Genomic DNA, 25,755 nt, shown 5'->3' with positions numbered 1-25,755 from the left:
CAGGTTAACATTATCAACCCCATGAATTTTATTAACCTGAATTCTGGATTAGCTAATTTTGAGATATAGCAGGTTTGTTAGGTTTCATACAGTATGCAATTAGGGCGGATAAGATATGTACAAAGGCATTCCAAATTGATCTATGTCTTGTATGTTCGATCTCGAAAGCACCCTTCAGCACACTAAATACTGTTTCGATAATTGAGCGTTTGCGTAATAATATTTTTTCAAATAATGGCATAAGTTTATTCTTCATTTTCTTCTTTATGCCAGTTACTAACTTGATTCCTTTGCTGTATAGATCATCAAAGAGCTCCTGTTTGATATAACCCTTATCGCCAAACAATAATCCCGTGATATGTTTGGTGATTATCGAAACCGGCGCTCTATCATCTACATTACCAGGCGTTAGTTTTAGACCTTGAATCTCACCTTTTTCGTTAATAACCAAATGTAATTTTAGACCAAAAAACCAACTTTTTGTTGTTTTACCCAAAGCAGCAATACCGGCAAAGACTTTATTACGAGAGATTCTTTTTCGATGACAAACCTCTAAAGATGTGGCGTCAATATAAGAAACTCCCGTAGATTGAGCTGCCTGCATATACCATTCAAGTAATAAAACTAAATAACTCAGAACTCTTGGTTTTAGAGCTATAAAACGAGTATATGATGGAAGAGTTACAAAGTCTGATTTATATAATTGTAGATAGGACATATAAAAATATTTAAAGTTTTTACAAGGTGATTGATGGTATAAAAGCACTATTGTTAACAGCTCAGAATAGCTTATTTCAGGCTTTCTTGTAGGGTTTTTATTAAAATGATGCTCCTCGCAGCAGAGCTACGAGGTATCTAAAAAAGTTTTAGTTGTTTCTTATGATATCACGAAGCAGAGCTTCGGGGAATTAAACCCTGAGAGATTAATGGTAGAAATGATTTATTAATCCACTGCTCGCTAATTTTACAAAAATCATCGACAAAACAAAATAATGCAGTAATATCTTTCTTCATGGGGATACTCTTGTTTTTTTGCTAAAAATTATATAGAGTATCTTCTATCCCTTGTAAATACTTACTTCCAAACCTAGATTAAAAAAATCTATCATAACTCAACATTAATCTCCTTTAAACCCTTTATCTATAAGCTTTCTATCTATCCCTTATCCTAAATTAGCGTTAGAAAAGTCTATATCCAGAGGGATACCAGATCATAGAAATATTAGAAATAATCATCAGGTCAAACCATTTGCACCAGTAATACGCAAACGTAATAAACATGGTAAGTTGGAAATTACAATAAAATCAAGTTTTGATGGAAGTAATCAAATTACCAAAACCTCATTTAATCTCTCAGGGTTTAATTCCCCGAAGCTCTGCTTCGTGATATCATAAGAAACAACTAAAACTTTTTTAGATACCTCGTAGCTCTGCTGCGAGGAGCATCATTAAAAAGCTAGAATTACCCAATAATATTAGTGAGTATAAACCAGCAATATTAGACAAAATTGCTACAGTTTTTGATACATTATGTACCCAAATAGAATAAATAAATTTTGTTATTACTAAAAAAGTATAAAAAAATTGGAATACATTTCTCCTTATGGAAAGGATTTTGTCAAAACTTCAGCTCTTAATATCTCTACACCATTATTCTTACATATCTCTTGGATTAGGTCCTTGACTCTCATACCAATATATTATAGCGATATTTAGTCACCCATACTAGATAAGTGCAATCGTAAACTGTGTGGCTTAGCTTCTTGTAATACTGCATCTCTTCATTCTATATGTTAAAACGACGCACTGCAAGTGCGGGGTTTTTCTCCCAAATTTGGGACAATAAAAATTTTTTGTCAAAACTTCAGGTTTGGCGATAAGGGTTATATCAAACAAGAGCTTTTTGATGATCTATACAGTAAAGGACTCAAGTTAGTAACTGGCATAAAGAAGAAAATGAAGAATAAACTTATGCCATTATTTGAAAAAATATTATTACGCAAACGCTCAATTATCGAAACAGTATTTAGTGTGCTGAAGGGTTCTTTCGAGATCGAGCATACAAGACATAGATCAATTTGGAATGCCTTTGTACATATCTTATCCGCACTAATTGCATACTGTATGAAACCTAACAAACCTGCTATATCTCAAAATTAGCTAATCCAGAATTCAGGTTACAAAAATCATCGACAAAACAAAATAATGCAGTAATATCTTTCTTCATGGGGATACTCTTGTTTTTTTTGCTAAAAATTATATAGAGTATCTTCTATCCTTTGTAAATACTTACTTCCAAACCTAGATTAATCTCTCAGGGTTTAATTCCCCGAAGCTCTGCTTCGTGATATCATAAGAAACAACTAAAACTTTTTTAGATACCTCGTAGCTCTGCTGCGAGGAGCATCATTCCAGAATTCAGGTCTATAGCTTGTATCTGCTAGGTCTATTAAAAGTTGCAGTTCTGAAGCTAAAAATACTATAACTGAAAAAATGTTAGCACTAAGAGCTGATATAAAAATAAAATAATTTTTGACTAATCAATAAACCTTCTTTATTATTTCCCACAAGTAAACTTTCAAATAAATGCCGGTTATGAACAAAAATATAAAACTATTTTTTGCAGCAATTTTTATCGTATTCAGTATGGGAAATAACATTATTTTGGCTGACGATTACCCTAAAAGCGAACAAGAGCAGAAATGGGATGAAGTAGGTTCAATAGCTGGGGAAGAAGGACTAGTTTTTAGACCAGGTAGAATTAAAAATGAATCTACTAAAGCAGCTGGTTGCTCAATTAATAAATACCTATGGCAAGCATCAATAAACACTTTAAGTGTTATTCCTCTTGCATCAGCTGACTCAAATGGTGGTGTTATCATTACAGAATGGTATAGCCCTCCCGCTACACCCAATTTTCGTTTTAAAATAAACATATTTATTAAGGATGATGTGATACATCCTGACGCAATTGAAGTAAAAGTATTTGAAGAAGTGTTAAAGAATAAACAATGGGTAATGAATGAAAATACTTCGAATCTTGCTATCACACTTGAAGACAAAATTCTAAGAAGAGCAAGAGAAATATATATTAATAGTGCAAAGTAGAATACTCTTGGTGTCATCCCGCGACTTGATCGTGGGATCTCAGTACGCAGTCTGTGAAACAAGACCCCGTGATCAAGTCACGGGGTGACAAGAAAATAGTCAAAAAATAAAAAACATGAATATCGAACAAAAATGGCAACAAATTTGGCAAGATGAAAAAGCCTTTGAAGTACCAAATGAAAGCAGCAAACCTAAATATTATGTTTTAGAGATGCTACCTTACCCATCCGGTAAAATTCACGTAGGTCACGTACGTAATTACTCTATAGGCGATGTAGTTGCTAGATTTATGACCATGCAAGGCTTTAACGTACTTCATCCTATGGGCTGGGACTCTTTCGGCTTGCCGGCAGAAAATGCAGCAATAAAAAACAACTCTCACCCAAAAGAGTGGACTTATTCGAATATCGAGAATATGAAAAAGCAGCTGAAATCGATGGGCTTTTCTTATGATTGGTCTAGAGAAATAAATAGCTGCGACCCTGGTTATTATAAACATGAGCAAAAATTCTTCTTAGAGCTTTATGAAAGAAATCTTGCTTATCAAAAAGAATCGCTTGTTAATTGGGATCCGGTTGATAATACTGTGCTTGCAAACGAACAGGTTGTTGACGGGCGTGGTTGGCGTTCAGGTGCGTTAGTTGAAAAGCGTTATTTAAAGCAATGGTTCTTAAAAATCACGCATTATGCTGAAGAGTTATTGAATGAGATTCCAAATTTAACGGAGTGGCCTGAAGCAGTCCGCTCTATGCAAGAAAAATGGATCGGTAAATCTGTAGGTGCTAACTTTCGTTTCAAAATTAAAGATAATGAAGATGTTATAGAGGTTTTCTCAACTAAGCCTGAAACTATCTTTGGAGCTAGCTTTGTTGGTATTGCGTTCAATCATCCGATAGTAGCAAAATTAATTTCTAAAACTCCTGCAATAGAAAATTTTATCGCTAAATGCTCTAATATAACCGGCTCTGCTGAGCTTGATAAAGCTGAGAAAGAGGGAATATTTACAGGGTTGTATGTTATTCATCCTTTTGACTCAAATATAACTATACCTGTTGTTATTACTAATTTCGTGTTGATGGATTACGGCACAGGTGCAGTTTTTGGTTGTCCTGCTCATGATCAACGTGACCATGAGTTAGCTGTTAAAATGAATTTACCTATAAAGCAGGTAATTGAAGCAGATATTGATGTGCAGAAAACTGCCTATACTAAAGATGGAATAATTATTAATTCTGGTTTTCTAAATGGCTTATCTACTAATGAAGCTAAGCAAAGAGTCATAGAAGAATTTGAGAAATTAGGCATAGGCAAACGCACAATAAATTATCGCCTGAAAGATTGGGGGATCTCAAGACAACGTTTTTGGGGCTGTCCTATCCCTATAATTCATTGTGATTCTTGCGGTTTAGTACCTGTACCTGACTCGGATTTACCGGTTACACTACCTGATGACGTGAAATTTGATGGTCATGGCAATCCTTTAGACAATCACCCAACTTGGAAGCATGTTAACTGCCCAAAATGTAGCAAGCCTGCTATTCGTGAGACCGATACTTTTGATACATTCTTTGAATCTTCTTGGTATTTCACAAGATATTGTAATAGCCAAGCTCTAGAAATGACCGACAAAAAAGCTTGTGATTATTGGTTGCCGGTTGATAAATATATTGGCGGAATTGAACATGCGGTAATGCATTTATTATATGCAAGATTTTTTACTAAGGTAATGAATGAGCAGGATTATATTAGCGTCCGTGAACCTTTTAAAGGATTATTCACGCAAGGTATGGTGCTGCATGCTACTTATAAAGACGAGCATAATAATTGGCTATATCCTGAGGAAGTAATTAAAAAAGGTAATGAATTTTTCCATAAAGATAATGGTGGTTTGGTTACACAAGGTCGCATCGAGAAAATGAGTAAATCCAAAAAAAACCTCATTGATCTTAAAACTATGCAACAACAATATGGTGCAGATGCAATAAGATTTTTCGTATTATCTGACAGCCCACCGGAAAAAGATTTAGAATGGTCAGCAAGCGGTATTGAGGGGAGTGCACGTTTTATCAATAAACTTGAACAGATGCAAGAAACGATAATAAAGCTTTCAGATAACAACAATAATAATAAGGAGCTTAGCCGCTTAATTCATTTTACCATCAAACATGTTGCTGATGATATAAAACATTTTGCTTTAAATAGAGCAATAGCACGTATGCGTGAACTTTTTAATGCTATATTGAGCGAGATAAATAAAGAAGAAATTGACGTGCAGAACGCAAAACACGGCTTTAATGTACTAATTCAGCTATTAAATCCTTTCATTCCACATATTACAGAAGAAATTTGGCAAAAGCTTGGTCATAAAACATTTTTATATAATGCGGCATTTCCTACTTTTGATGAATCGATGCTAGAGCTAGACACATATGTTATAGCAGTTCAGGTTAACGGCAAACTTCGTGATACTTATGAGTTTAATACATCCGCAAGTGAAGATGAAATAAAGCAAATTGCTATTAACTTACCGAAAGTTCAAAAATTTTTAGAAGGCAAAGAACCTAAAAAAATTATCCTTGTTCCTAAAAAGATCATAAATATTATTTGTTGAAGATTCTCATCACGCAACTCCTGTCATCCCGTGACTTGATCACGGGATGACATCTTATAATAACCTAACAAATTGTCATATTTTACCTAAATAATGATGCTCCTCGCAGCAGAGCTACGAGGTATCTAAAAAAGTTTTAGTTGTTTCTTATGATATCACGAAGCAGAGCTTCGGGGAATTAAACCCTGAGAGATTAAACTATCCATAAACATTGTGACAAAAATCTTATAAAAAAATGTTGCTTTCTTTTAGATTCGGCATTAACGTATATATTTATGTCAACATTTTAGGGTAAGTCATAATGTCACTGATAGATGTTTTAATAGTAGACGATGAAGAAGATATACGGAATATCATTGCTGCAATTTTAAAGGATGAGGGTTTTAATCCTAAAGTTGCAGCTAATAGTACGCAAGTTCTTAAAATACTTGCTGAAAAGCCAGTATCTGCGGTGATACTTGATATTTGGCTTCAAGGAAGTGAGATGGATGGTCTTGGTATCTTAGAGGTGATTAAAAAACGCTACCCTTTAATGCCAGTAATAATTATTAGTGGTCATGGTACAATAGAGATAGCAGTAAATGCTATAAAAATGGGAGCTTACGACTATATAGAAAAACCTTTTAATAATGATAAATTAGTTATTTTGCTTAAAAGAGCTTGTGAAGTTACAAAGCTAAAACGTGAGAATATAGATTTAAAATCAAAAGTTATAGATAAGACTGAGCTAGTAGGCAACTCCACTATTACTTTAAAATATAAAGCAGAAATAGACAAAGCGGCAAGCTCCAGTAGCCGTATTATGATTCATGGTAAAGTAGGTAATGGTAAAGAGTTAACAGCAAGATTAATTCATAAAAAATCAAAGAGAGTTAATAATCCATTCATTATTTTCAGTCCTACCTGCATGACTTTAGAAAAAATCAATCAAGAGTTATTTGGGGAAGCAGAAAAACAAGAAAGCAATAATAACAGTAACAAACGACTTACTATTTTAGAGTTTGCTAATAACGGCACTTTATATATAGACGAAGTTAGCAATATCCCAGTTCCAATTCAAATAAAATTATTAAAATTTTTAAAAGATCATACCATAAAAAAACCTTGTGGGAAAATTGTCAAAGTTGACATAAAAATCATCACTGGCACTTCTAAAAATATTCAAGAAGAGGTTAATAATGGTAGGTTTTTAGAAGATTTATATTATCGCCTAAATGTATCGTCATTAAAAGTACCATCATTATTTGAGAGAAAAGAAGATATACCACTGCTAGTCAAATATTTCGTTAAACAACTTTCAAAATTTTCAGGTCTAAAGGAACGTGTTTTTGCCGATGAAACTATTGCTGCATTACAATCTTACGAGTGGCCAGGTAATATTAGACAGTTACGCAACGTTGTTGAGTGGACTTTAATTATGAATCCTATCACTTCAGGAAATAATGAAATCATTAAACCCTATATGATACCTTCAGAGATTCTAGCAAACAGCGTTAATTTAACTAAACTTGAAGATAGCTTTGATATGCTATCTATGCCCCTTAGAGAAGCTAGAGAAGTTTTTGAACGCCAATATTTATCAGCACAAATGAGTCGTTTTAATAATAATATTTCGAAAACATCTTCATTTGTCGGTATGGAGCGATCAGCATTGCATCGTAAATTAAAACTATTAAGCTTGCATATACCTCCAACTGGAAGAATCAATGAGGAGGAATATGAAGAAGCAAACGCCTAATCTACTTCTAGTATTTACTTTTTCGCTATTCTTAACTAACTGCTCTGAACCTACACGTGATGCAAATGGTTTATTAACTGATAACCAAAGTACTGTAATTAGGAATTACATAATATCACAAAATGCTAAAAACCTTAAAGTTAACCTTAAAGGACAATTTGGCTCAAATCTAAGAGGATTAAAACTAATTGGAGTAAAATTAATAGACGCAGATTTATCAGAGGTAGATTTAACTTCATGCGCAATATTACGTGCTGATTTTACTGGAGCTAATTTACAAAAAGCTATCTTAACAAATGCTATTATACAAGAAAGTAATTTTGCAAATGGGACAATACAAAATGTTTCAGGATATAACTCTGATTTCCAAGGCTCTATTTTTGATAATATTACTCTGCAAGATATAAATTTTGTTCAGGCAAATTTTAGTAATACTGCTTTTAGTAAAACTACTATTAAAAATGTAAATTTTGAAAATGCTAAGCTTGAAAATATATTATGGAATAACAATACTCTTGATGGGGTTAATTTTCAAAAAGCCGTTCTTAAAAGCAATAGTTTTAAAAATACTAATATAGAAAATTCAATATTTTATGGTGCAGATTTAGAGGGGAGTATCATAAATAATACTAATTTTACTAATAATTATTTTGAATCTAGCGACTTAAGTAGAGCGCAATTAACTGCCGTAATAATTAAGGATTCTAATTTTACACAAAGTATATTTAATGAGATAAATTTTAACAATGTGCAGGCTAATAACTCTATTTTTTCTTATACTACTTTTCAAGGTTCAACTCTGCAAAATATCAGTATAGTTAAATGTGATTTACAAAGTAGTGTAATTAGCGGCGCTACTTTAACTCAGTTTAAAGTAGATACTAGCTTATTAAATAATGTAAGCCTAAATGATATTAAGTTTAATAATTTATCGATAAAAAATAGTAACGCTAATTTTGCAAGATTTAATAAAATGGCTGGGGTAAATATTACTTTCAACAATTTAAGTTGGACTAATAATATCTTTAGCAATAATGATGTTAAGCAGTTCACAGTAATTAATACCGACTTCACTAATAGTGAATTATCAAACTCAAATATAAGCAATAGTCAGTTTAGTAATGTCAATTTTTCTAAAACATTAATGCAAAATGTAAATTTTTCGGATGTAAAAATTACTTCAGGAAATTTAAATCAGATAGCTTTAATAGGATCTAATTTAACAAATATGACATTTAACTGAAGTTTTGACAAAAATTCTAATTTTTCTGACTAAAGTAAAAATTTATATTTAAAGTTAAATATTTAGTGCTTTTATCAGCTTAAAAGCGATATTTCTACAATTTAAAGTAAATTATTTGATATATAGTCCGTCCGCCAAAACTCTACAAGCCTTATAGATAATATGGTTTTAAGACAAGAAGTAATACAACAATCCGTAAGAAAATGATAAAATATGGTCATAAACCTTATGGATTTCAGTCAATGCCAATAGACAACATTATCAAATCGCAAGAACAAGGGAAACTGTTTGGTTATAAATTAAAAGAAGAATTAAACCCAAATAATAAGCTATATAAATTAAGAGAATTAATAAATTGGTCTAGGCTCGAAGAGTGGTTATCAAAAAATGTTTGTATTAAGAAATTTGGTAGAAATAGAAAATGTCATAGAGTGATGCTTGGCATAACGATGCTACAAGCAATGTATAATTTTTCAGATTCATTATCAGAGGAAGAGCTAAAAGAGAATATGTATTGGCAGTATTTCTGCGGGTGGGAATATATAGAAAAAGACATAGCTATCTCGGAAACTAGTATACGACGGTTTCGTAGTGTATTAGGTGAAGCTGGATATAATGAGATATTATCGGAGTTGATCAGGGTTGGGATAAAAACTAACACAATTAAAAAAAAAGATTTGGAATTAATCATCGCTGATACGACTGTACAAATTAAGAATATCAAACACCCACACGATGTTTATTTAATGGATAAAGCTAGGCTTAGCATAGTAAAGCTTTGCAACAGTTTGGGTATACATTTGAATGAAACATACGCTAGAACCTATAAACGCGATATAGTAAAGCTATGGAAATATAAAGAACATAGTAAAGCCAAGAAGCGTTGGAAAATAATGAAGCATTTAAAAATATTACTGGGTCGTTTGATTAGAGTATGTGAGCGTGAGATCAAAAATAAGCAATTAAACTTGTCTCTCAAAAATCAAGAAGTATTGCAAAAAATAAAACAAATACATAACCAATCTGTTTTAAAAAGAGAAGCTAAAAAGCAATATAAAGAAGATAACAAAGTATTATATAGTTTTCATGCCCCTGAAGTAGAGTGTATAGGAAAGGGAAAACGCAACAAGCCATATGAGTTTGGCAATAAAGTAGCGGTAGTAGTAAGTGGTCGTAGAAATTTTGTTTTATCCGCAAAATCGTTTCATAATAATCCTTATGATGGTCATACATTGCATCAGAGCTTTGAAGCAGTAGAGAGTGTCACTGGAATCAAGATAAAGAAATCATTTGTTGATCTTGGGTATAGTGGTAGCAATGTAAAGGAGAAGAGTAAGGTATATACCCCAAAAACGCGGAAGAAGTTGTTACAAGAGGACAAGTCTATGATCAAGAGACGCAGTGCCATAGAACCAATAATAGGTCACTTAAAGCAATATGGTCGGATGGGTAGAAACTTCTTGAAAGGTATGATAGGAGATATTATCAATCCAATAATCTCTGCTATTGGTTTGAATTTACGATGCATTGCAAATCATTTACAAATCGTGTCTAACTCCACATAAATCAAAAATATCATCATGCAAAAACTAGATGAACGATAAAAAATCGTTAACAATAGCTCCATATCAAAATTAGACCAACACAGAAATGTATCAGTAAAAATTAACATAACTTATTAATTTTTATTGAAAATCTTAGCAATTTGTTGTCAAAACTCTATCCCATTACAAATGATCAGGATTTGAAGTGTTTTTGGCGGATAGACTATATAATACAAATTATAGATTGATACACTCGCCACTTTTTTTAATAAAAATTTTTTGTCAAAACTTTACAAATAACGGCTCTGTCTCATCAATTGTGTAAATTTCGTGCACCATTAAATTCTACCATCAAATTTGATCATAAAATGAGCCATAGCTTCATTCCAATTGGGGGTAGGCATAGACCATTTTTTGGTAATATAATCAATTGTCAGATATAAAACCTTAAATACTGCGTCATCATTTGGAAAGATGCGTTTATTCTTAGTAACTTTTCTCAATTGGCTATTCAGCGATTCTATCGCATTTGTAGTGTAAATAATCTTACGAATCTCCTTTGGATATTGCAAGAAAATTATCAAATTATCCCAATTATTATACCAAGATTTAGCTATATGCGGATATTGCTTACTCCATTTTTGATCAAATGACTCAAGAGCTAATTCTGCTTCTTTTTCAGTAGCAGAAGTATAGATTAGTTTCAAATCCGCTGCTAATTGCTTTCTATCTTTATATGATACATATTTGAGGCTATTCCTGATCTGATGGATGACTAACGAATATTAGAATTACCCTCAACGAACATTAAAATTACCTATAAAAAAGAAGTAACTATGGACAGTAAAATCGAATAAAAATTTATTTTTAAATATTTAAATATTATTCGAGAATTACTGATGACATGTACAAATAACCAAGTAGGTATTTTAATGCAAAAGATCAAAAAATATAATCAGATAATTTCTGCTGCAAAAGCAGGTATGAGTGTAAAAACGGCACGTAAGTATTTACGTATTAATAAGTATCCAAGCGAATTACGCACAATACGTAAATATAGGACATGTAAGGATCCATTTGTGAAGCACTGGGATGAAATAGAATCAATGCTAGAATCAGCACCGGAGTTGCAAGCAACTACCATATTAGCATATTTGACAGAAAAGTATCATGGGAATTATAATGGGAAGCAATTACGCTGTTTGCAGAAAAGGTTGAAACAATGGAGAGCTGCACATGGTAAGGATAAGACAGTAATCTTTTTACAAAATATTCTTCCTGGCAAACAGAGTCAGTCTGATTGGACCAATATGAGAGTCTTTTGCAATGATTGTGTAAATTTTTGTTGAGCCTATATTAGAAGTAATTAAAAATATAGGTAACAGAAATGCAAATAGAGAAGAATAAAAAAATAAATGAAGCAATAGATTTGCTGATAGAAGGCGGAGTAGATTTAAAAACAGTACTAAGTCAGCATGGATTAATTAAGGAATTAACCAAGGGTATTTTAGAGCGAGCACTGCATGCTGAGATGTCAGAACATTTAGGTTATAGCAAGTATGATAGAGCTGAAACTGAGAATGCGAGGAATGGTAGTTTTAGTAAGACAGGAGTTTCGCACTTAGCAAATAATATGCTAATCTAGAGAAAAATAGTTTTAGATAAAAATGACAAGATCAAAATGTAGCAAAGATTTATATAAATCATTCTTACAAGCAAGTAGTGTAAGATATACTAGCAAAGCATTATCTGAAGTAAGTCCATTAGATCTATCGCACGATAGTGCAAGTCGATGGTTAAAGAGTAAGGATTTTCGCCCTAGCGAAATCTATAGCAAAGTGTCAAAATATATTGATCTGGAAGATCCTTGTTTATTAGTGGGAGATGACACCTTATTGTCAAAGCAATACAGTAAGAGGATCGAGCTTGTAAATTATCAATATTCTGGGGCTGTACATGATGTTATACCTGGTATAGGAATGGTAAACTTACTGCATTACAATACTCAAATTGATCAATCTACTCCTGTAGATTATAGAATATATGATAAAGAAACTGATGGTAAAACAAAGAACGAGCATTTTTGTGATATGCTTACTTTAGCTAAAGAAAGAGGTATCAAGCCTGATGCTATAGTTATGGATGCTTGGTATAGTGGTTTGGATAATTTAAAACATATACGTAATTTAGGTTGGATATGGGTTACCAACCTAAGAAAAAATAGAAAAGTTAATCGTAATGTTAGCTTGGAAACTTTAGAGATTCCCGATGAAGGGCTAAAAATTCACCTACGTGGATACGGTTGGGTTACGGTATTTAAGTTTGTGGCAAAAAATGGTCGCATTGATTACATAACAACTAATTTAGAGAATCCTACACGTGAGCAAATAGAGAAAATTGTTAAGGCGCGTTGGTCTATAGAAGTTTATCATCGAGAATTGAAACAAACTTGTGGTATTGAATGCTGTCAGGCACGCACGGGTCGAGCTCAAAGAAATCATATTTGCCTTGCTGTATTGGCCTGGCTTGATATGAACAAAAGGAGGATAAATGAAAACATTACTTTATATCAACAAACTTGGGAAGTTATAAAAACATCAATTCAGAACAACATTAAATGGCTTCTAACTAATACACAATTTTGCTAAGTGCGAAACTCCTGTAAGAATCTGATGAGTGAGAATGGTACTATAGAGATAAATGTTCCAAGAGACAGACAAGGTAAATTTGAACCTATAATAGTCTCAAAGAAACAAACAAGAATAGATGGCTTAGACCAAAAGATAATATCCTTATATGCGAAGGGTATGAGTGTGTCTGATATTAAAACACAATTGCAAGAATTATATGGAGCTGAGATCAGTGAGAGCCTAATCAGCAGGATTACAGATGAAGTAATAGATGAGGTCAAGATTTGGCAGAGTAGACCTCTTGAATCAGTATACCCTATAGTATATTTTGACTGTTTAGTAGTGAAAGTAAGACAAGATAAACTTATTATTAATAAATCAGTATATGTAGCTTTAGGAATAGATTTATCTGGCAGAAAGGATATTTTAGGCTTATGGATAAGTGAGAATGAAGGAGCTAAATTTTGGCTTGGTAATTTTACTGAAATGAAGAATCGAGGAGTAAAAGATATCTTAATTGCTTGTAGTGATAATCTAACTGGTATGTCTGATGCTATTGCATCAGTATATCCGAAAACTGAACATCAAATTTGTATTGTCCATCAGATCAGGAATAGCCTCAAATATGTATCATATAAAGATAGAAAGCAATTAGCAGCGGATTTGAAACTAATCTATACTTCTGCTACTGAAAAAGAAGCAGAATTAGCTCTTGAGTCATTTGATCAAAAATGGAGTAAGCAATATCCGCATATAGCTAAATCTTGGTATAATAATTGGGATTATAATGGACTAATGGTATGGACCTCCTGATATAGAGAATGAAAAGCAGTTGCTAATCTTCTAGGGTTAATATTTAACATATTAAAACAACAATTAAGGAGGTCCATATGGAGGTTACTACAATTGGTATAGATATTGCAAAAAGAATTTTTCAAATTCATGGTGTAGATAAAAATGGCAAGACAGTATTAAAGAAAAAATTGATGAGAGATCAGGTTTTGACATTTATGGCTAATTTACCACAATGTTTAGTAGGGATGGAAGCTTGTGGTGGTTCTAGTTATTGGGCAAGAGAAATAACTAAATTAGGGCATGAAGTAAAACTAATGGCACCGCAATTTGTCAAACCATATGTTAAAACTAATAAAAATGATCAAGCAGATGCTGAAGCGATATGTGAAGCCGTGACAAGACCTAATATGAGATTTGTTGCAATTAAAACTATAGAGCAACAAGAAATTTTATCAATACATAGGGTAAGAGAGAGATTGGTAAAAAATCGTACAGCACTTGCTAATGAAATTAGGGGGCTACTACATGAGTTTGGTTTTATTGTTCCTCAAGGCATTAATAAGGTTATCACAAAATTAATTGAGATTTTAGATGCAGGGAAATTAAGCCAGTTAAGTTATCAAACATTTAGTGAACTAAAAGAAGAATTCTTAGATAATAACAGAAAAATAAAAGAGATAGAAAAACGATTAACAATGATAGCAAGTAACCTAACTCAATATCAACGATTAAGAGCTATACCTGGTCTTGGTTTAATTACTGCTACTGCTTTAATAGCATCAATAGGTAATGCTACAAGTTTTGAGAATGGCAGGCAATTATCGGCATGGCTAGGATTAGTGCCAAGACAACATTCAAGTGGTGGGAAGGATAAGCTGCTGGGAATTAGCAAGCGAGGTGATGTATACTTACGCACTTTATTAATTCAAGGGGCTAGAGCTGTACTAAATGCCAAGATAAGATTTACATCGGAAGAACAGAAATCTAAAAAAGATTTTAGCCAATTTACGAAATGGATGTTTAATTTATCTGAGCGAAGTAGCCATAATAAAACGACAGTTGCCATAGCTAATAAGTTGGCAAGAGTGGTGTTTGCTGTACTAAGATCAGGAGATGATTATGTAGAGAGTAAAGTTTGTAGCTAAAGAGTGTGTAGCATAGCACTTATAAGTAAAATAAATGGTGATTTATATAATGAATAGGTAAAAGCAAAACAATATGTAAGAGATTCCAACCCGAAATATGCTTGAGATAATTAATATTGATGGTAAATAAGACAAACCTTAGCTTACAAAAAAACTGCGTTTTTCAGTGGCTCTTTTAGAAGCCGATGGACTAATGGTATGGACCTCCTGATATAGAGAATGAAAAGCAGTTGCTAATCTTCTAGGGTTAATATTTAACATAATGATGCTCCTCGCAGCAGAGCTACGAGGTATCTAAAAAAGTTTTAGTTGTTTCTTATGATATCACGAAGCAGAGCTTCGGGGAATTAAACCCTGAGAGATTAAAACAACAATTAAGGAGGTCCATATGGAGGTTACTACAATTGGTATAGATATTGCAAAAAGAATTTTTCAAATTCATGGTGTAGATAAAAATGGCAAGACAGTATTAAAGAAAAAATTGATGAGAGATCAGGTTTTGACATTTATGGCTAATTTACCACAATGTTTAGTAGGGATGGAAGCTTGTGGTGGTTCTAGTTATTGGGCAAGAGAAATAACTAAATTAGGGCATGAAGTAAAACTAATGGCACCGCAATTTGTCAAACCATATGTTAAAACTAATAAAAATGATCAAGCAGATGCTGAAGCGATATGTGAAGCCGTGACAAGACCTAATATGAGATTTGTTGCAATTAAAACTATAGAGCAACAAGAAATTTTATCAATACATAGGGTAAGAGAGAGATTGGTAAAAAATCGTACAGCACTTGCTAATGAAATTAGGGGGCTACTACATGAGTTTGGTTTTATTGTTCCTCAAGGCATTAATAAGGTTATCACAAAATTAATTGAGATTTTAGATGCAGGGAAATTAAGCCAGTTAAGTTATCAAACATTTAGTGAACTAAAAGAAGAATTCTTAGATAATAACAGAAAAATAAAAGAGATAGAAAAACGATTAACAATGATAGCAAGTAACCTAACTCAATATCAACGATTAAGAGCTATACCTGGTCTTGGTTTAATTACTGCTACTGCTTTAATAGCATCAATAGGTAATGCTACAAGTTTTGAGAATGGCAGGCAATTATCGGCATGGCTAGGATTAGTGCCAAGACAACATTCAAGTGGTGGGAAGGATAAGCTGCTGGGAATTAGCAAGCGAGGTGATGTATACTTACGCACTTTATTAATTCAAGGGGCTAGAGCTGTACTAAATGCCAAGATAAGATTTACATCGGAAGAACAGAAATCTAAAAAAGATTTTAGCCAATTTACGAAATGGATGTTTAATTTATCTGAGCGAAGTAGCCATAATAAAACGACAGTTGCCATAGCTAATAAGTTGGCAAGAGTGGTGTTTGCTGTACTAAGATCAGGAGATGATTATGTAGAGAGTAAAGTTTGTAGCTAAAGAGTGTGTAGCATAGCACTTATAAGTAAAATAAATGGTGATTTATATAATGAATAGGTAAAAGCAAAACAATATGTAAGAGATTCCAACCCGAAATATGCTTGAGATAATTAATATTGATGGTAAATAAGACAAACCTTAGCTTACAAAAAAACTGCGTTTTTCAGTGGCTCTTTTAGAAGCCGATGGACTGATAAGTATATAGTTTGTAAGCCAGCGAATTCCATCAGGGCTGTAGAATAAATTAGGTTGATTTATCAGCTATAAGCCGGATACATGACTGCATTTGTTTGTTTTTATTATTGATGTTATTTTTTTCTTGCATTCTACAGGAGGTCCATACATGAAAAAATTGGACAAAAAAATGAAGGAGTGTGTTTCCGCAATAAGTGAGAATAAATAGCAATAAACTTAAGAGGAAAGATGAAGAAAAATAAAGTAAAAATTTTCAGTGCTTCAGAAAAAACGGGGATAGTATTAGAATTAATAAAAGAGGAGTCGACACTTGGTCAGTTAGCTTCAAAATATGCAATAAGTGTTAAAACAATTCAAAATTGGAAAAAACAGTTTTTAGGTAATGCGGCATTAGCTTTTGAACCAGCTAAAGTTTTGAGTGAATATCAAGAACAAATAAATCATTTACAAGAGCAAAATGATGAACTTGCTAAAGCTCTTGGTAGAATCACAGTTGAGAGGGACTGGGCCGTGGGAAAGCTCAAAAGCTTGGATTTATCAAATAAAAAGAGTCTTGTACACTCCAAGCTAAATCAACTCTCAAAATCAAGACAGTGTGAACTATTAAAGATTAGTCGATCTACAGCCTACTATAAATCCAAGGAGATGAGTATAAATAAATTAAGTATTTTAAATAGAATAGATGAAATATATACAGATAATCCTGAATTTGGTTATCGCTATATTCATCAACAGTTACTAGAAGATGGTTTTATTGTCGGTAAAGATCGAGTACTGAAATATATGAGGATGATGGGTATAGAAGCTATTTACCCACATAAGAAAAAATCTACTTCTCGAAACGATAGTGAGCATAAGATCTATAGCTACTTACTTGATCAATATTGGACTAAATCTGGCTCAACAAAGCAAGTGTATGTGCCTAATGTGAATGAGGTTTGGAGTGGTGACATTACTTACATTAGAACTAATGGTGGCTTTATGTATATGGCAGCTATTATAGATTGGCATAGCAAGGCCATATTGAGCTATAAACTGTCAAATTCTATGGATGCATCTCTTGTAACTGATGTCTTGAAACAAGCTCTCAGTAAGTATAACGCTCCACAGATATTTAATAGTGATCAAGGTAGCCAATATACCAGTTATGACCACATAAATAGGTAAATTCCAGTATTAATTAAGCCAGATTTATATTTTCTTCCCATACCTCATTGGGTGTTTTATAACCGAGCACTTTTCTTGGTAAATTATTTAAAAAATCCTCAATTTCTTGTAATTGCTTTATTGTTAATTTTTTTATATCTAAAGATTTAGAGTATACTCTGTGCACCATTGAGTTAATCTTCTCTATCAATGGTTTTTGCCATGGAGAATAAGGATTGCAAAAATATACTTTTCGTTCAGATTTTGGCAATAGTTGTTCATGATTGGTAAATTCTTTGCCATTATCTAACGTTATGCTTTTGATTATATGCGACAATTGTTTAAGTTTTTTATTCATGTTACCAATCACATCTTGTGTTCTTTTTGAACGGTTTAAAGTGAGAAACACTTTTTGTGTTCTGATATCCACAAGAGCGCCTATATTACGACTTTGATTACCTTTGTTAAAAGTTAAATCACCTTCTAAATGACCTATTGCTGCTATCTTTCTATTTATCTCTGGTCTTTCAGTAATGGAAACTCGATTTGGTATTGTAATTCTTTTGTTTCTGATTCTTGTACCATGATGCAACCTATTTTTCCTTTTTCTTGCTAAAGATAAATATAATTTTTGCCTTTGTGCTATAGGAGATGTATAAATAAACTGGTATATACTCTCTGTAGAAATATTGACAGTATCTCGTGATAGTTTACGTCTACCTGAAATTATATCTGGTGAAATACCCTGTGTTAACTGCTTTATTATTTCTGCTCGTAAATTATTATCAATATCTAATTTTCTTTTTCTCTTACCTTGCCTTAAACTGCAAGCAAGTGTGTTAGCCCTATCTGGTCTATAATTATGCCTCATTCTCTTGAGTTCATAACATATAGTGCTTTTATCACGGCCAATCTTTGTCCCTATATATCGCGAGCTATAACCACTCTTATTCATTTCGTATATTTTAAATCTTTCATCTATCGTTAAATGAGCCATGATATATCTATATTTAAATGATGCTCCTCGTAGCTCTGCTGCGAGGAGCATCATTTATAGAACTTTCCATATTCTCAAGGAGCATGATATCCAAATTTCAATGAATGGCAAAGGTAGAAGTATTGATAATATAGTAATAGAAAGGTTTTTTAGAACTTTAAAATATAATTGTATCTTTATTAATGATTTTAACAATGTTAAAGAGTTAAAAGAGGGGATTGATCATTATCTGAATAAATATAATTATCACAGATTTCATTCAAGTATTGGTTATAAAAAGCCTATGAATGTATATCTGAATTATATGCAAAATTATCAGCAAATTGCTGCCTGATAATCGAAAAATTAGGAAAACATACTACTCATTTTTTTGTCTTGATTTTTCATGTATGGACCTCCTGTAGAATGCAAGAAAAAAATAACATCAATAATAAAAACAAACAAATGCAGTCATGTATCCGGCTTATAGCTGATAAATCAACCTAATTTATTCTACAGCCCTGATGGAATTCGCTGGCTTACAAACTATATACTTATCAGTCCATCGGCTTCTAAAAGAGCCACTGAAAAACGCAGTTTTTTTGTAAGCTAAGGTTTGTCTTATTTACCATCAATATTAATTATCTCAAGCATATTTCGGGTTGGAATCTCTTACATATTGTTTTGCTTTTACCTATTCATTATATAAATCACCATTTATTTTACTTATAAGTGCTATGCTACACACTCTTTAGCTACAAACTTTACTCTCTACATAATCATCTCCTGATCTTAGTACAGCAAACACCACTCTTGCCAACTTATTAGCTATGGCAACTGTCGTTTTATTATGGCTACTTCGCTCAGATAAATTAAACATCCATTTCGTAAATTGGCTAAAATCTTTTTTAGATTTCTGTTCTTCCGATGTAAATCTTATCTTGGCATTTAGTACAGCTCTAGCCCCTTGAATTAATAAAGTGCGTAAGTATACATCACCTCGCTTGCTAATTCCCAGCAGCTTATCCTTCCCACCACTTGAATGTTGTCTTGGCACTAATCCTAGCCATGCCGATAATTGCCTGCCATTCTCAAAACTTGTAGCATTACCTATTGATGCTATTAAAGCAGTAGCAGTAATTAAACCAAGACCAGGTATAGCTCTTAATCGTTGATATTGAGTTAGGTTACTTGCTATCATTGTTAATCGTTTTTCTATCTCTTTTATTTTTCTGTTATTATCTAAGAATTCTTCTTTTAGTTCACTAAATGTTTGATAACTTAACTGGCTTAATTTCCCTGCATCTAAAATCTCAATTAATTTTGTGATAACCTTATTAATGCCTTGAGGAACAATAAAACCAAACTCATGTAGTAGCCCCCTAATTTCATTAGCAAGTGCTGTACGATTTTTTACCAATCTCTCTCTTACCCTATGTATTGATAAAATTTCTTGTTGCTCTATAGTTTTAATTGCAACAAATCTCATATTAGGTCTTGTCACGGCTTCACATATCGCTTCAGCATCTGCTTGATCATTTTTATTAGTTTTAACATATGGTTTGACAAATTGCGGTGCCATTAGTTTTACTTCATGCCCTAATTTAGTTATTTCTCTTGCCCAATAACTAGAACCACCACAAGCTTCCATCCCTACTAAACATTGTGGTAAATTAGCCATAAATGTCAAAACCTGATCTCTCATCAATTTTTTCTTTAATACTGTCTTGCCATTTTTATCTACACCATGAATTTGAAAAATTCTTTTTGCAATATCTATACCAATTGTAGTAACCTCCATATGGACCTCCTTAATTGTTGTTTTAATATGTTAAATATTAACCCTAGAAGATTAGCAACTGCTTTTCATTCTCTATATCAGGAGGTCCATACCATTAGTCCACTATCTAGTATAGGTTTAGCACGTGAGTGGTGTCTTGCTGGTAGACGTGTATTATATACAACAGCAGCTAATTTGGTTCAACAATTACTAGAAGCAAAGCTTAGTTTAAAACTTAAGCAAATTATTAAAAAATTCGATTATTTTGAAATATTGATAATTGATGATATATCATATGTACCATATAATCGTGAAGAAACTGATGTTTTATTTACCTTATTAGCTGAACGTTATGAAATGCGTAGTGTATTAATCTCTCAGGGTTTAATTCCCCGAAGCTCTGCTTCGTGATATCATAAGAAACAACTAAAACTTTTTTAGATACCTCGTAGCTCTGCTGCGAGGAGCATCATTCCAGAATTCAGGTTGAAAAAGAAGCAGAATTAGCTCTTGAGTCATTTGATCAAAAATGGAGTAAGCAATATCCGCATATAGCTAAATCTTGGTATAATAATTGGGATAATTTGATAATTTTCTTGCAATATCCAAAGGAGATTCGTAAGATTATTTACACTACAAATGCGATAGAATCGCTGAATAGCCAATTGAGTCCGTCCGCCAAAACTCTAAAAGCCTTATAGGCAATAGGGTTTTAAGGCAAAAATGCATAGTAAAATCCATAAGAAAATGAAAGGTTTTATATCAAAAGCTTATGGAAATACAAAAAAATGACAATAAAAAAATGAATGCATTTTGGGAAATAGTGTGGTTTTTAATACAAAAATTTAAAATCAGCCCTCAAAATTAGAGTAATTTGCTCTAAAATCGCACTATTTTTGGAAATTAGTGACACAAGTGATATTTTTTAGAGTTTTGGCGGAGGGACAATTGAGAAAAGTTACTAAGAATAAACGCATCTTTCCAAATGATGACGCAGTATTTAAGGTTTTATATCTGACAATTGATTATATTACCAAAAAATGGTCTATGCCTATCCCCAATTGGAATGAAGCTATGGCTCATTTTATGATCAAATTCGATGGTAGAATTTAATGGTTCACGAAATTTACACAATTGATGAGACAGAGCCCATGTCTTGATAGAAACTTACTACCAAAAGAAGTTTTCAATCGAAAGAACGTGTTCTCTACACGCTCCCTTCTACCATAATTATTCTTTACCCTCCATGCTTGGTATCCTTTGTTTTGTTGATATATAACAGCTGCATCTCTCTCAGTTTTATCCCTAAGCGATTGAACTTTTACTGAAGAGTTTGGGGGTCTAATAACTGGTTTTATCTTCTTCTTTCTCAACAATTGATATGTAGATTCACCGTCATACCCTCGATCTCCCAGAAAATCCTTGGCTCTGACATTAGCTATTAGTAGTCCAATCTGTGATCTATCATCTATAGTATGCTCTGTGGTACTATCGGCAAGCATCATACCTTGATCTTCTATAACGATATGTAGCTTTTTCCATATGCGACGCTTATATTGCTTACCATGCTTATTTTCTAGCCATTCGTTCCCTGTGTAGGCTTGTATCCCTGTACTATCCATTGAAATACAACTAAATTCTTTATCTTGATTTCCATGTAAATACCTAAGATCTAATGACTTCATACGCTTACTTAATGTTGTATAGTCTGGACATCTAATAGATAAACCCGATATTTCAAAGAGCCAGTTTATAAAGCCTTGGGTTTGGCGTAACTTAAGACCGAATAAGCATCTGATCTTCAAACACTGTAATATAGCATGATCACTATAGCGTCTAGGTCTTCCTCGTTTCATTTCCTCTCTGTAATCAGCATACCAGCCAATCGCCAAATCACTGGCAATCATAAAATCTATGCGACCCCTATTGCGTAAAAAATTATTATATTCTGACCAATTCGTTATTTTATATTTAGAATACTTGCGTGATTTACTAAAAGGGGCTTTCTTCCGAGATCTCATATAATCTGGATTATTTTTAATTCAGGACATCTTACCAGATTATCACCACTCTTGCTCTACAAATCTTATTTATGCAACAAAGCCATACCTCGTAGCTCTGCTGCGAGGTATCTATCCAAAAAGCTTTAACTGTTTTTGTTGAAATGCTTTATAAGAAGGTTTGCCTAAACCTTGATTCTGTACATAATTACGTAATTTCTGCTCATCACCATGTTTACCTACTGTGCTCATAAAATATCCTTTACTCCAAAACTCACTTCCCCATAATTTTTCTTTAAGATTTGGATATTTCTCAAACATTTTCTTAGAAGTAATACTTTTTATGATTTGAGTTATTTTTGTTGGGCTATACATTGGTATTGACTGTAATAAAAAATGTACGTGATCTTTATCTACTCCTATTTCTAAAAATCTAATTTCATAACGATCTTCTATGTGCTCACAAATTTTACACAAATAATCATCTAGTTCTTGATTGAATATTACTCTTCTATACTTTGCCGGCGTTACTAAATGATATATTAGTACTGTGACATTATGACTCTTATGTATATAACTGCTTTCTTCCATTCAAGTAGTATATCACGAAGCAGAGCTTCGGGGAATTAAACCCTGAGAGATTAAAAAAAGTGGCGAGTGTATCAATCTATAATTTGTATTATACATCAAATAATTTACTTTAAATTGTAGAAATATCGCTTTTAAGCTGATAAAAGCACTAAATATTTAACTTTAAATATAAATTTTTACTTTAGTCAGAAAAATTAGAATTTTTGTCAAAACTTCAGCAATTAAGACTTCTTTTTAAACATCTCTAGCATTCTTTTTGTGACTATGAATCCGCCAAAGATATTGATAGATGCAAGCAGCGTTGCAAAAATCCCTAGCAAGCCAGAAAAACCAAAAGCACTACTACTTGCTGCTATCATAGAACTTAACACTATAATGCCTGAAATAGCGTTAGTGATTGACATAAGTGGAGTGTGTAATGCTGGAGTTACTTTCCATATTACATAATAGCCTACAAAAGAAGCTAGTACAAAAACTGTTATAGCAAACACTAAAGGATCAATAGTAGAAGCTGCAACTTGCGAGCTGCCATCTATCACTAAATCTTTTAATTTATCTGATAGTTCTTGGGTATTTTTGGCAATTTCACTAGCTTGCTTAGCTATTATTGGTAATTGATTCATATTTTTTCTTTTGGTTGTGTTATGTATTAAGTATGTGGTGAGATATACGAAGATCAACTTGGAAAAGAGCAAGGAGTCTATAAGTCGAGGAGCGGAGCGTACACTTTAGTACGTGAGCACCACAGATCTTATAAGACGACGTAGCCAATTTTTCAAGTTCATCGAGTACACTTCTCGTTCACAATTTTGCCATCCTTAGTAACTAACATAGACTGCACTAACTCATCATCCATATTAAGTTTGTCGTCTTGGAGTGCATAATTTAAAAAATTATATAAATTCTTAGAATATAATTTTGAGCTATCAGTTGCAATTTTAGCAGCAAGGTTTGATAAACCTATTATAGTAACGCCATGTTTAGTAATAATTTTATCGAGTTCCGAGCCTTCAACATTTCCACCCGTTGCGGTTGCTATATCAACAACAATCGATCCATACTTCATTGATTTTAGCATTTTGTCTGTAACAAGCAAAGGTGCTTTTTTCCCAGGAATTTGTGCAGTAGTAATAACTATATCATAGTTTTTGATGATTTTTGCTAAAAATTCCTCTTGTTTAGCTTTATAGCTTTCAGAGCTTTCCCCAGCATAGCCTGATTTATCTTGTAGATCCTCTTGCAGTTCTGGCGAAACAAATTTGGCCCCTAAGCTCTCTACTTGTTCCTTTGTTGCCGATCTTACATCGTATCCTGCAACAACGCTACCAAGTCTTTTTGCTGTTGCAATTGCTTGTAGTCCTGCAACACCGATACCAAGTATTAGAGTTTTACAAGGTGAAACAGTACCTGCTGCCGTCATCATCATTGGAAAAGCTTTAGTATAATGATAGCTCGCTTCAATTACTGCCCTATATCCTACTAGGTTACTTTGCGAAGATAGAGCGTCCATATTCTGGGCTTTAGTGATTCTTGGCACTAACTCCATTGCAAAGCTAGTCAGATTTTTTTTAGCTGCTGCTTTGATATATTCGTGATTCAAATAAGGCGATAGAAGCCCAATAATAACAGCTCCTTTTTTCGCAAATTCAAGCTCGCTATATTTATCGCTAACAGGTGATGGCTGAACCTTTAATATAATATCAGCATCAGAAATAATTTCGAGTGGTACTGCAGATATTTTAGCACCTACTGCTATATATTCTTCATCAAGAAAGCCAGCATAAGCCCCTATATCTTTCTCGACAGTAACGGCAAAGCCTTTTTTAACCAAAAGGCTAGCTACTTCAGGTGTTATAGCAACTCGTGTTTCGTGCTTTACTTTTTCTCTTAAGGCAACAATTTTCATAAATACTATTTGTTTTAAGTATATAACTAAGGTATTCTAAACATAATTTACAATATAAAACAATGAAAATGAAAAAGATATTTTTTTTAATTATCGTTTGTATTTTTACAAATTCGATTGCGGCATTTGGATCAGATGATAAAGCGGCTATTTTAGAGCTAAAAACATATCTGCGTACGATGAAATCGATTGCAGTAGATTTTACACAAGAAGATTCTAAAGGTAATATAACTCAAGGAAAATTGTTAATCAGTAAGCCTTATAACTTTAGATGTAATTATTACCCTCCTTTCCCTATAATTATAGTAGGTACTAAAAATTTTGTATCAATGTATGATTATGATATGGAACAAATAAGCCGTATTGCTAGGGATGAAAATATATTTAATTTTTTACTTGAGGATAATGAAAATTTTGACAAAGATTTTGTGGTTGAATCGGTTGTCAGTGAAAAAGACCTCTTGAGAATTAATATCTATCACAAAGTAACTGAGCGACATAGTGAAATTACTTTAAATAAAGCTAATAAACAAATTGAGTTGCTTAAAATATTTGAGGATACTAATGTAGTAACTATTAAATTTGATAATATGGTCAAAGTACAAAAATTTGATGAAGATTTATTTAAGTTAAAAAATCCTGAGATATATGGTGTACCCGAAAGGTTAACAAAATCAGAAATAGAAAAAAAATATGTTGTTTCTTCTAGCTAAAAAGGTTATGTTAATTATGCTAGTAGTGGGCATCGTGCTTATTTAGTTGGTCAGGTCCGAGAGGAAGCAGCCAGAGTAGGATTCGCTGGGTCACTACTAGTAACAGTTTTCCATCATTGCGAGAAAATTGCGAAGTAATTGACGAAGCAATCTCGTAAAGCAGGAGTATAAAATTCCTGAGATTGCCACGCTCCTT

Annotated in this window: 17 protein-coding genes, 1 other RNA gene and 9 pseudogenes; 19 read left to right on the top strand and 8 right to left on the bottom strand. The window is 32.8% G+C overall.

What is annotated here, in order from left to right; translation table 11 throughout:
- Positions 1 to 52 precede the first annotated feature (52 nt).
- Positions 53 to 1,014, bottom strand: a pseudogene (locus tag AAHI98_RS10095) (IS982 family transposase).
- An 855-nt stretch (positions 1,015 to 1,869) separates the two neighbouring features.
- Here AAHI98_RS10095 and AAHI98_RS10085 point away from each other — a divergent pair.
- The 6 genes and pseudogenes from AAHI98_RS10085 to AAHI98_RS10060 all read left to right on the top strand — a co-directional run.
- Positions 1,870 to 2,160 (top strand): annotated as a pseudogene (locus tag AAHI98_RS10085) (transposase); the annotation flags it as partial.
- Positions 2,161 to 2,595: 435 nt separating this feature from the next.
- Positions 2,596 to 3,108, top strand: coding sequence for a DUF3576 domain-containing protein (locus AAHI98_RS10080; protein WP_342225788.1), 513 nt, complete (start codon positions 2,596 to 2,598; stop codon positions 3,106 to 3,108).
- A gap of 115 nt (positions 3,109 to 3,223) precedes the next feature.
- Positions 3,224 to 5,719, top strand: coding sequence for a leucine--tRNA ligase (gene leuS, locus AAHI98_RS10075; RefSeq protein ID WP_342225787.1), 2,496 nt, complete (start codon positions 3,224 to 3,226; stop codon positions 5,717 to 5,719).
- 301 nt (positions 5,720 to 6,020) lie between these two features.
- On the top strand, positions 6,021 to 7,457 hold the full coding sequence (locus AAHI98_RS10070; RefSeq protein WP_342225786.1) for a sigma-54-dependent transcriptional regulator: 1,437 nt from the start codon (positions 6,021 to 6,023) through the stop codon (positions 7,455 to 7,457).
- A pseudogene (locus AAHI98_RS10065) lies at positions 7,426 to 8,691 on the top strand (pentapeptide repeat-containing protein); the annotation flags it as partial. The gene AAHI98_RS10070 and the pseudogene AAHI98_RS10065, both read left to right, overlap by 32 nt.
- Before the next feature lie 212 nt (positions 8,692 to 8,903).
- Positions 8,904 to 10,265: an IS5 family transposase gene (locus AAHI98_RS10060; RefSeq protein ID WP_342224717.1), complete on the top strand. Its 1,362-nt coding sequence runs from the start codon at positions 8,904 to 8,906 to the stop codon at positions 10,263 to 10,265.
- 317 nt (positions 10,266 to 10,582) lie between these two features.
- Here the strand turns inward: AAHI98_RS10060 and AAHI98_RS10055 are convergent.
- Positions 10,583 to 11,020: pseudogene (locus AAHI98_RS10055) on the bottom strand (transposase); the annotation flags it as partial.
- 123 nt (positions 11,021 to 11,143) lie between these two features.
- Between AAHI98_RS10055 and AAHI98_RS10050 the strand changes: the two are divergent.
- The 7 genes and pseudogenes from AAHI98_RS10050 to AAHI98_RS10020 all read left to right on the top strand — a co-directional run bounded on the left by AAHI98_RS10050 (position 11,144) and on the right by AAHI98_RS10020 (position 17,614).
- A complete protein-coding gene (locus AAHI98_RS10050) occupies positions 11,144 to 11,593 on the top strand; it encodes a hypothetical protein (RefSeq protein WP_342225785.1) in 450 nt (149 codons plus the stop codon).
- Between the two features lie 38 nt (positions 11,594 to 11,631).
- Positions 11,632 to 11,862: pseudogene (locus tag AAHI98_RS10045) on the top strand (transposase); the annotation flags it as partial.
- Positions 11,863 to 11,911: 49 nt separating this feature from the next.
- Positions 11,912 to 12,892: an IS701 family transposase gene (locus AAHI98_RS10040; protein WP_342224656.1), complete on the top strand. Its 981-nt coding sequence runs from the start codon at positions 11,912 to 11,914 to the stop codon at positions 12,890 to 12,892.
- Between the two features lie 15 nt (positions 12,893 to 12,907).
- Positions 12,908 to 13,657: pseudogene (locus AAHI98_RS10035) on the top strand (IS256 family transposase); the annotation flags it as partial.
- A gap of 107 nt (positions 13,658 to 13,764) precedes the next feature.
- Entirely contained in the window at positions 13,765 to 14,814 is a 1,050-nt protein-coding gene (locus tag AAHI98_RS10030; protein WP_342224642.1) for an IS110 family RNA-guided transposase, read from the top strand.
- A 388-nt stretch (positions 14,815 to 15,202) separates the two neighbouring features.
- On the top strand, positions 15,203 to 16,252 hold the full coding sequence (locus AAHI98_RS10025; RefSeq protein ID WP_342224642.1) for an IS110 family RNA-guided transposase: 1,050 nt from the start codon (positions 15,203 to 15,205) through the stop codon (positions 16,250 to 16,252).
- Positions 16,253 to 16,675: 423 nt separating this feature from the next.
- The gene (locus AAHI98_RS10020) at positions 16,676 to 17,614 is read left to right on the top strand and encodes an IS3 family transposase (protein ID WP_342225782.1); all 939 of its coding nucleotides are present in this window, start codon (positions 16,676 to 16,678) and stop codon (positions 17,612 to 17,614) included.
- Between the two features lie 13 nt (positions 17,615 to 17,627).
- Here AAHI98_RS10020 and AAHI98_RS10015 read toward each other — a convergent pair whose 3' ends face one another.
- The gene (locus AAHI98_RS10015; RefSeq protein WP_342224646.1) at positions 17,628 to 18,590 is read right to left on the bottom strand and encodes an IS30 family transposase; all 963 of its coding nucleotides are present in this window, start codon (positions 18,588 to 18,590) and stop codon (positions 17,628 to 17,630) included.
- 70 nt (positions 18,591 to 18,660) lie between these two features.
- On the opposite strand from AAHI98_RS10015, the pseudogene AAHI98_RS10010 reads away from it, so the two are divergent.
- A pseudogene (locus AAHI98_RS10010) lies at positions 18,661 to 18,924 on the top strand (integrase core domain-containing protein); the annotation flags it as partial.
- Between the two features lie 396 nt (positions 18,925 to 19,320).
- On the opposite strand, the gene AAHI98_RS10005 reads toward AAHI98_RS10010, so the two are convergent.
- Entirely contained in the window at positions 19,321 to 20,370 is a 1,050-nt protein-coding gene (locus AAHI98_RS10005; protein WP_342224642.1) for an IS110 family RNA-guided transposase, read from the bottom strand.
- Here AAHI98_RS10005 and AAHI98_RS10000 point away from each other — a divergent pair.
- The 3 genes and pseudogenes from AAHI98_RS10000 to AAHI98_RS09990 all read left to right on the top strand — a co-directional run.
- Positions 20,317 to 20,760, top strand: a complete 444-nt coding sequence (locus AAHI98_RS10000) for an ATP-binding protein (RefSeq protein ID WP_342225781.1) — start codon at positions 20,317 to 20,319, stop codon at positions 20,758 to 20,760. The two genes, AAHI98_RS10005 and AAHI98_RS10000, sit on opposite strands and share 54 nt — an antisense overlap.
- 77 nt (positions 20,761 to 20,837) lie before the next feature.
- A pseudogene (locus AAHI98_RS09995) lies at positions 20,838 to 21,032 on the top strand (transposase); the annotation flags it as partial.
- A 262-nt stretch (positions 21,033 to 21,294) separates the two neighbouring features.
- Positions 21,295 to 21,462: pseudogene (locus AAHI98_RS09990) on the top strand (IS256 family transposase); the annotation flags it as partial.
- Here AAHI98_RS09990 and AAHI98_RS09985 read toward each other — a convergent pair.
- The 4 genes from AAHI98_RS09985 to AAHI98_RS09965 all read right to left on the bottom strand — a co-directional run bounded on the left by AAHI98_RS09985 (position 21,459) and on the right by AAHI98_RS09965 (position 24,846).
- Positions 21,459 to 22,370, bottom strand: a complete 912-nt coding sequence (locus AAHI98_RS09985) for an IS5 family transposase (protein WP_342225779.1) — start codon at positions 22,368 to 22,370, stop codon at positions 21,459 to 21,461. The pseudogene AAHI98_RS09990 and the gene AAHI98_RS09985 overlap by 4 nt on opposite strands.
- A 111-nt stretch (positions 22,371 to 22,481) precedes the next feature.
- Positions 22,482 to 22,940, bottom strand: a complete 459-nt coding sequence (gene tnpA / locus AAHI98_RS09980) for an IS200/IS605 family transposase (protein ID WP_342225778.1) — start codon at positions 22,938 to 22,940, stop codon at positions 22,482 to 22,484.
- A gap of 221 nt (positions 22,941 to 23,161) precedes the next feature.
- Complete coding sequence (locus tag AAHI98_RS09975; RefSeq protein ID WP_342225777.1) at positions 23,162 to 23,563, bottom strand: NAD(P) transhydrogenase subunit alpha part 2; 402 nt, start codon at positions 23,561 to 23,563, stop codon at positions 23,162 to 23,164.
- A 158-nt stretch (positions 23,564 to 23,721) separates the two neighbouring features.
- The gene (locus AAHI98_RS09965; RefSeq protein ID WP_342225776.1) at positions 23,722 to 24,846 is read right to left on the bottom strand and encodes an NAD(P) transhydrogenase subunit alpha; all 1,125 of its coding nucleotides are present in this window, start codon (positions 24,844 to 24,846) and stop codon (positions 23,722 to 23,724) included.
- 68 nt (positions 24,847 to 24,914) lie between these two features.
- Between AAHI98_RS09965 and AAHI98_RS09960 the strand changes: the two genes are divergently transcribed.
- Both AAHI98_RS09960 and ffs read left to right on the top strand, forming a co-directional pair.
- Positions 24,915 to 25,559 (top strand): outer membrane lipoprotein carrier protein LolA, encoded by a 645-nt coding sequence (locus AAHI98_RS09960; RefSeq protein ID WP_342226172.1) that lies wholly within the window; start codon positions 24,915 to 24,917, stop codon positions 25,557 to 25,559.
- 14 nt (positions 25,560 to 25,573) lie between these two features.
- An RNA gene (gene ffs / locus AAHI98_RS09955) (signal recognition particle sRNA small type) lies at positions 25,574 to 25,667 on the top strand.
- Positions 25,668 to 25,755: the final 88 nt, after the last annotated feature.

This window comes from Rickettsia endosymbiont of Urophora cardui (assembly GCF_964030725.1).
Taxonomy (GTDB): Bacteria; Pseudomonadota; Alphaproteobacteria; order Rickettsiales; family Rickettsiaceae; genus Rickettsia.
Note: the sequence above shows the minus strand (reverse complement) of the source record. Positions and strands in the feature narration are given on the sequence as shown.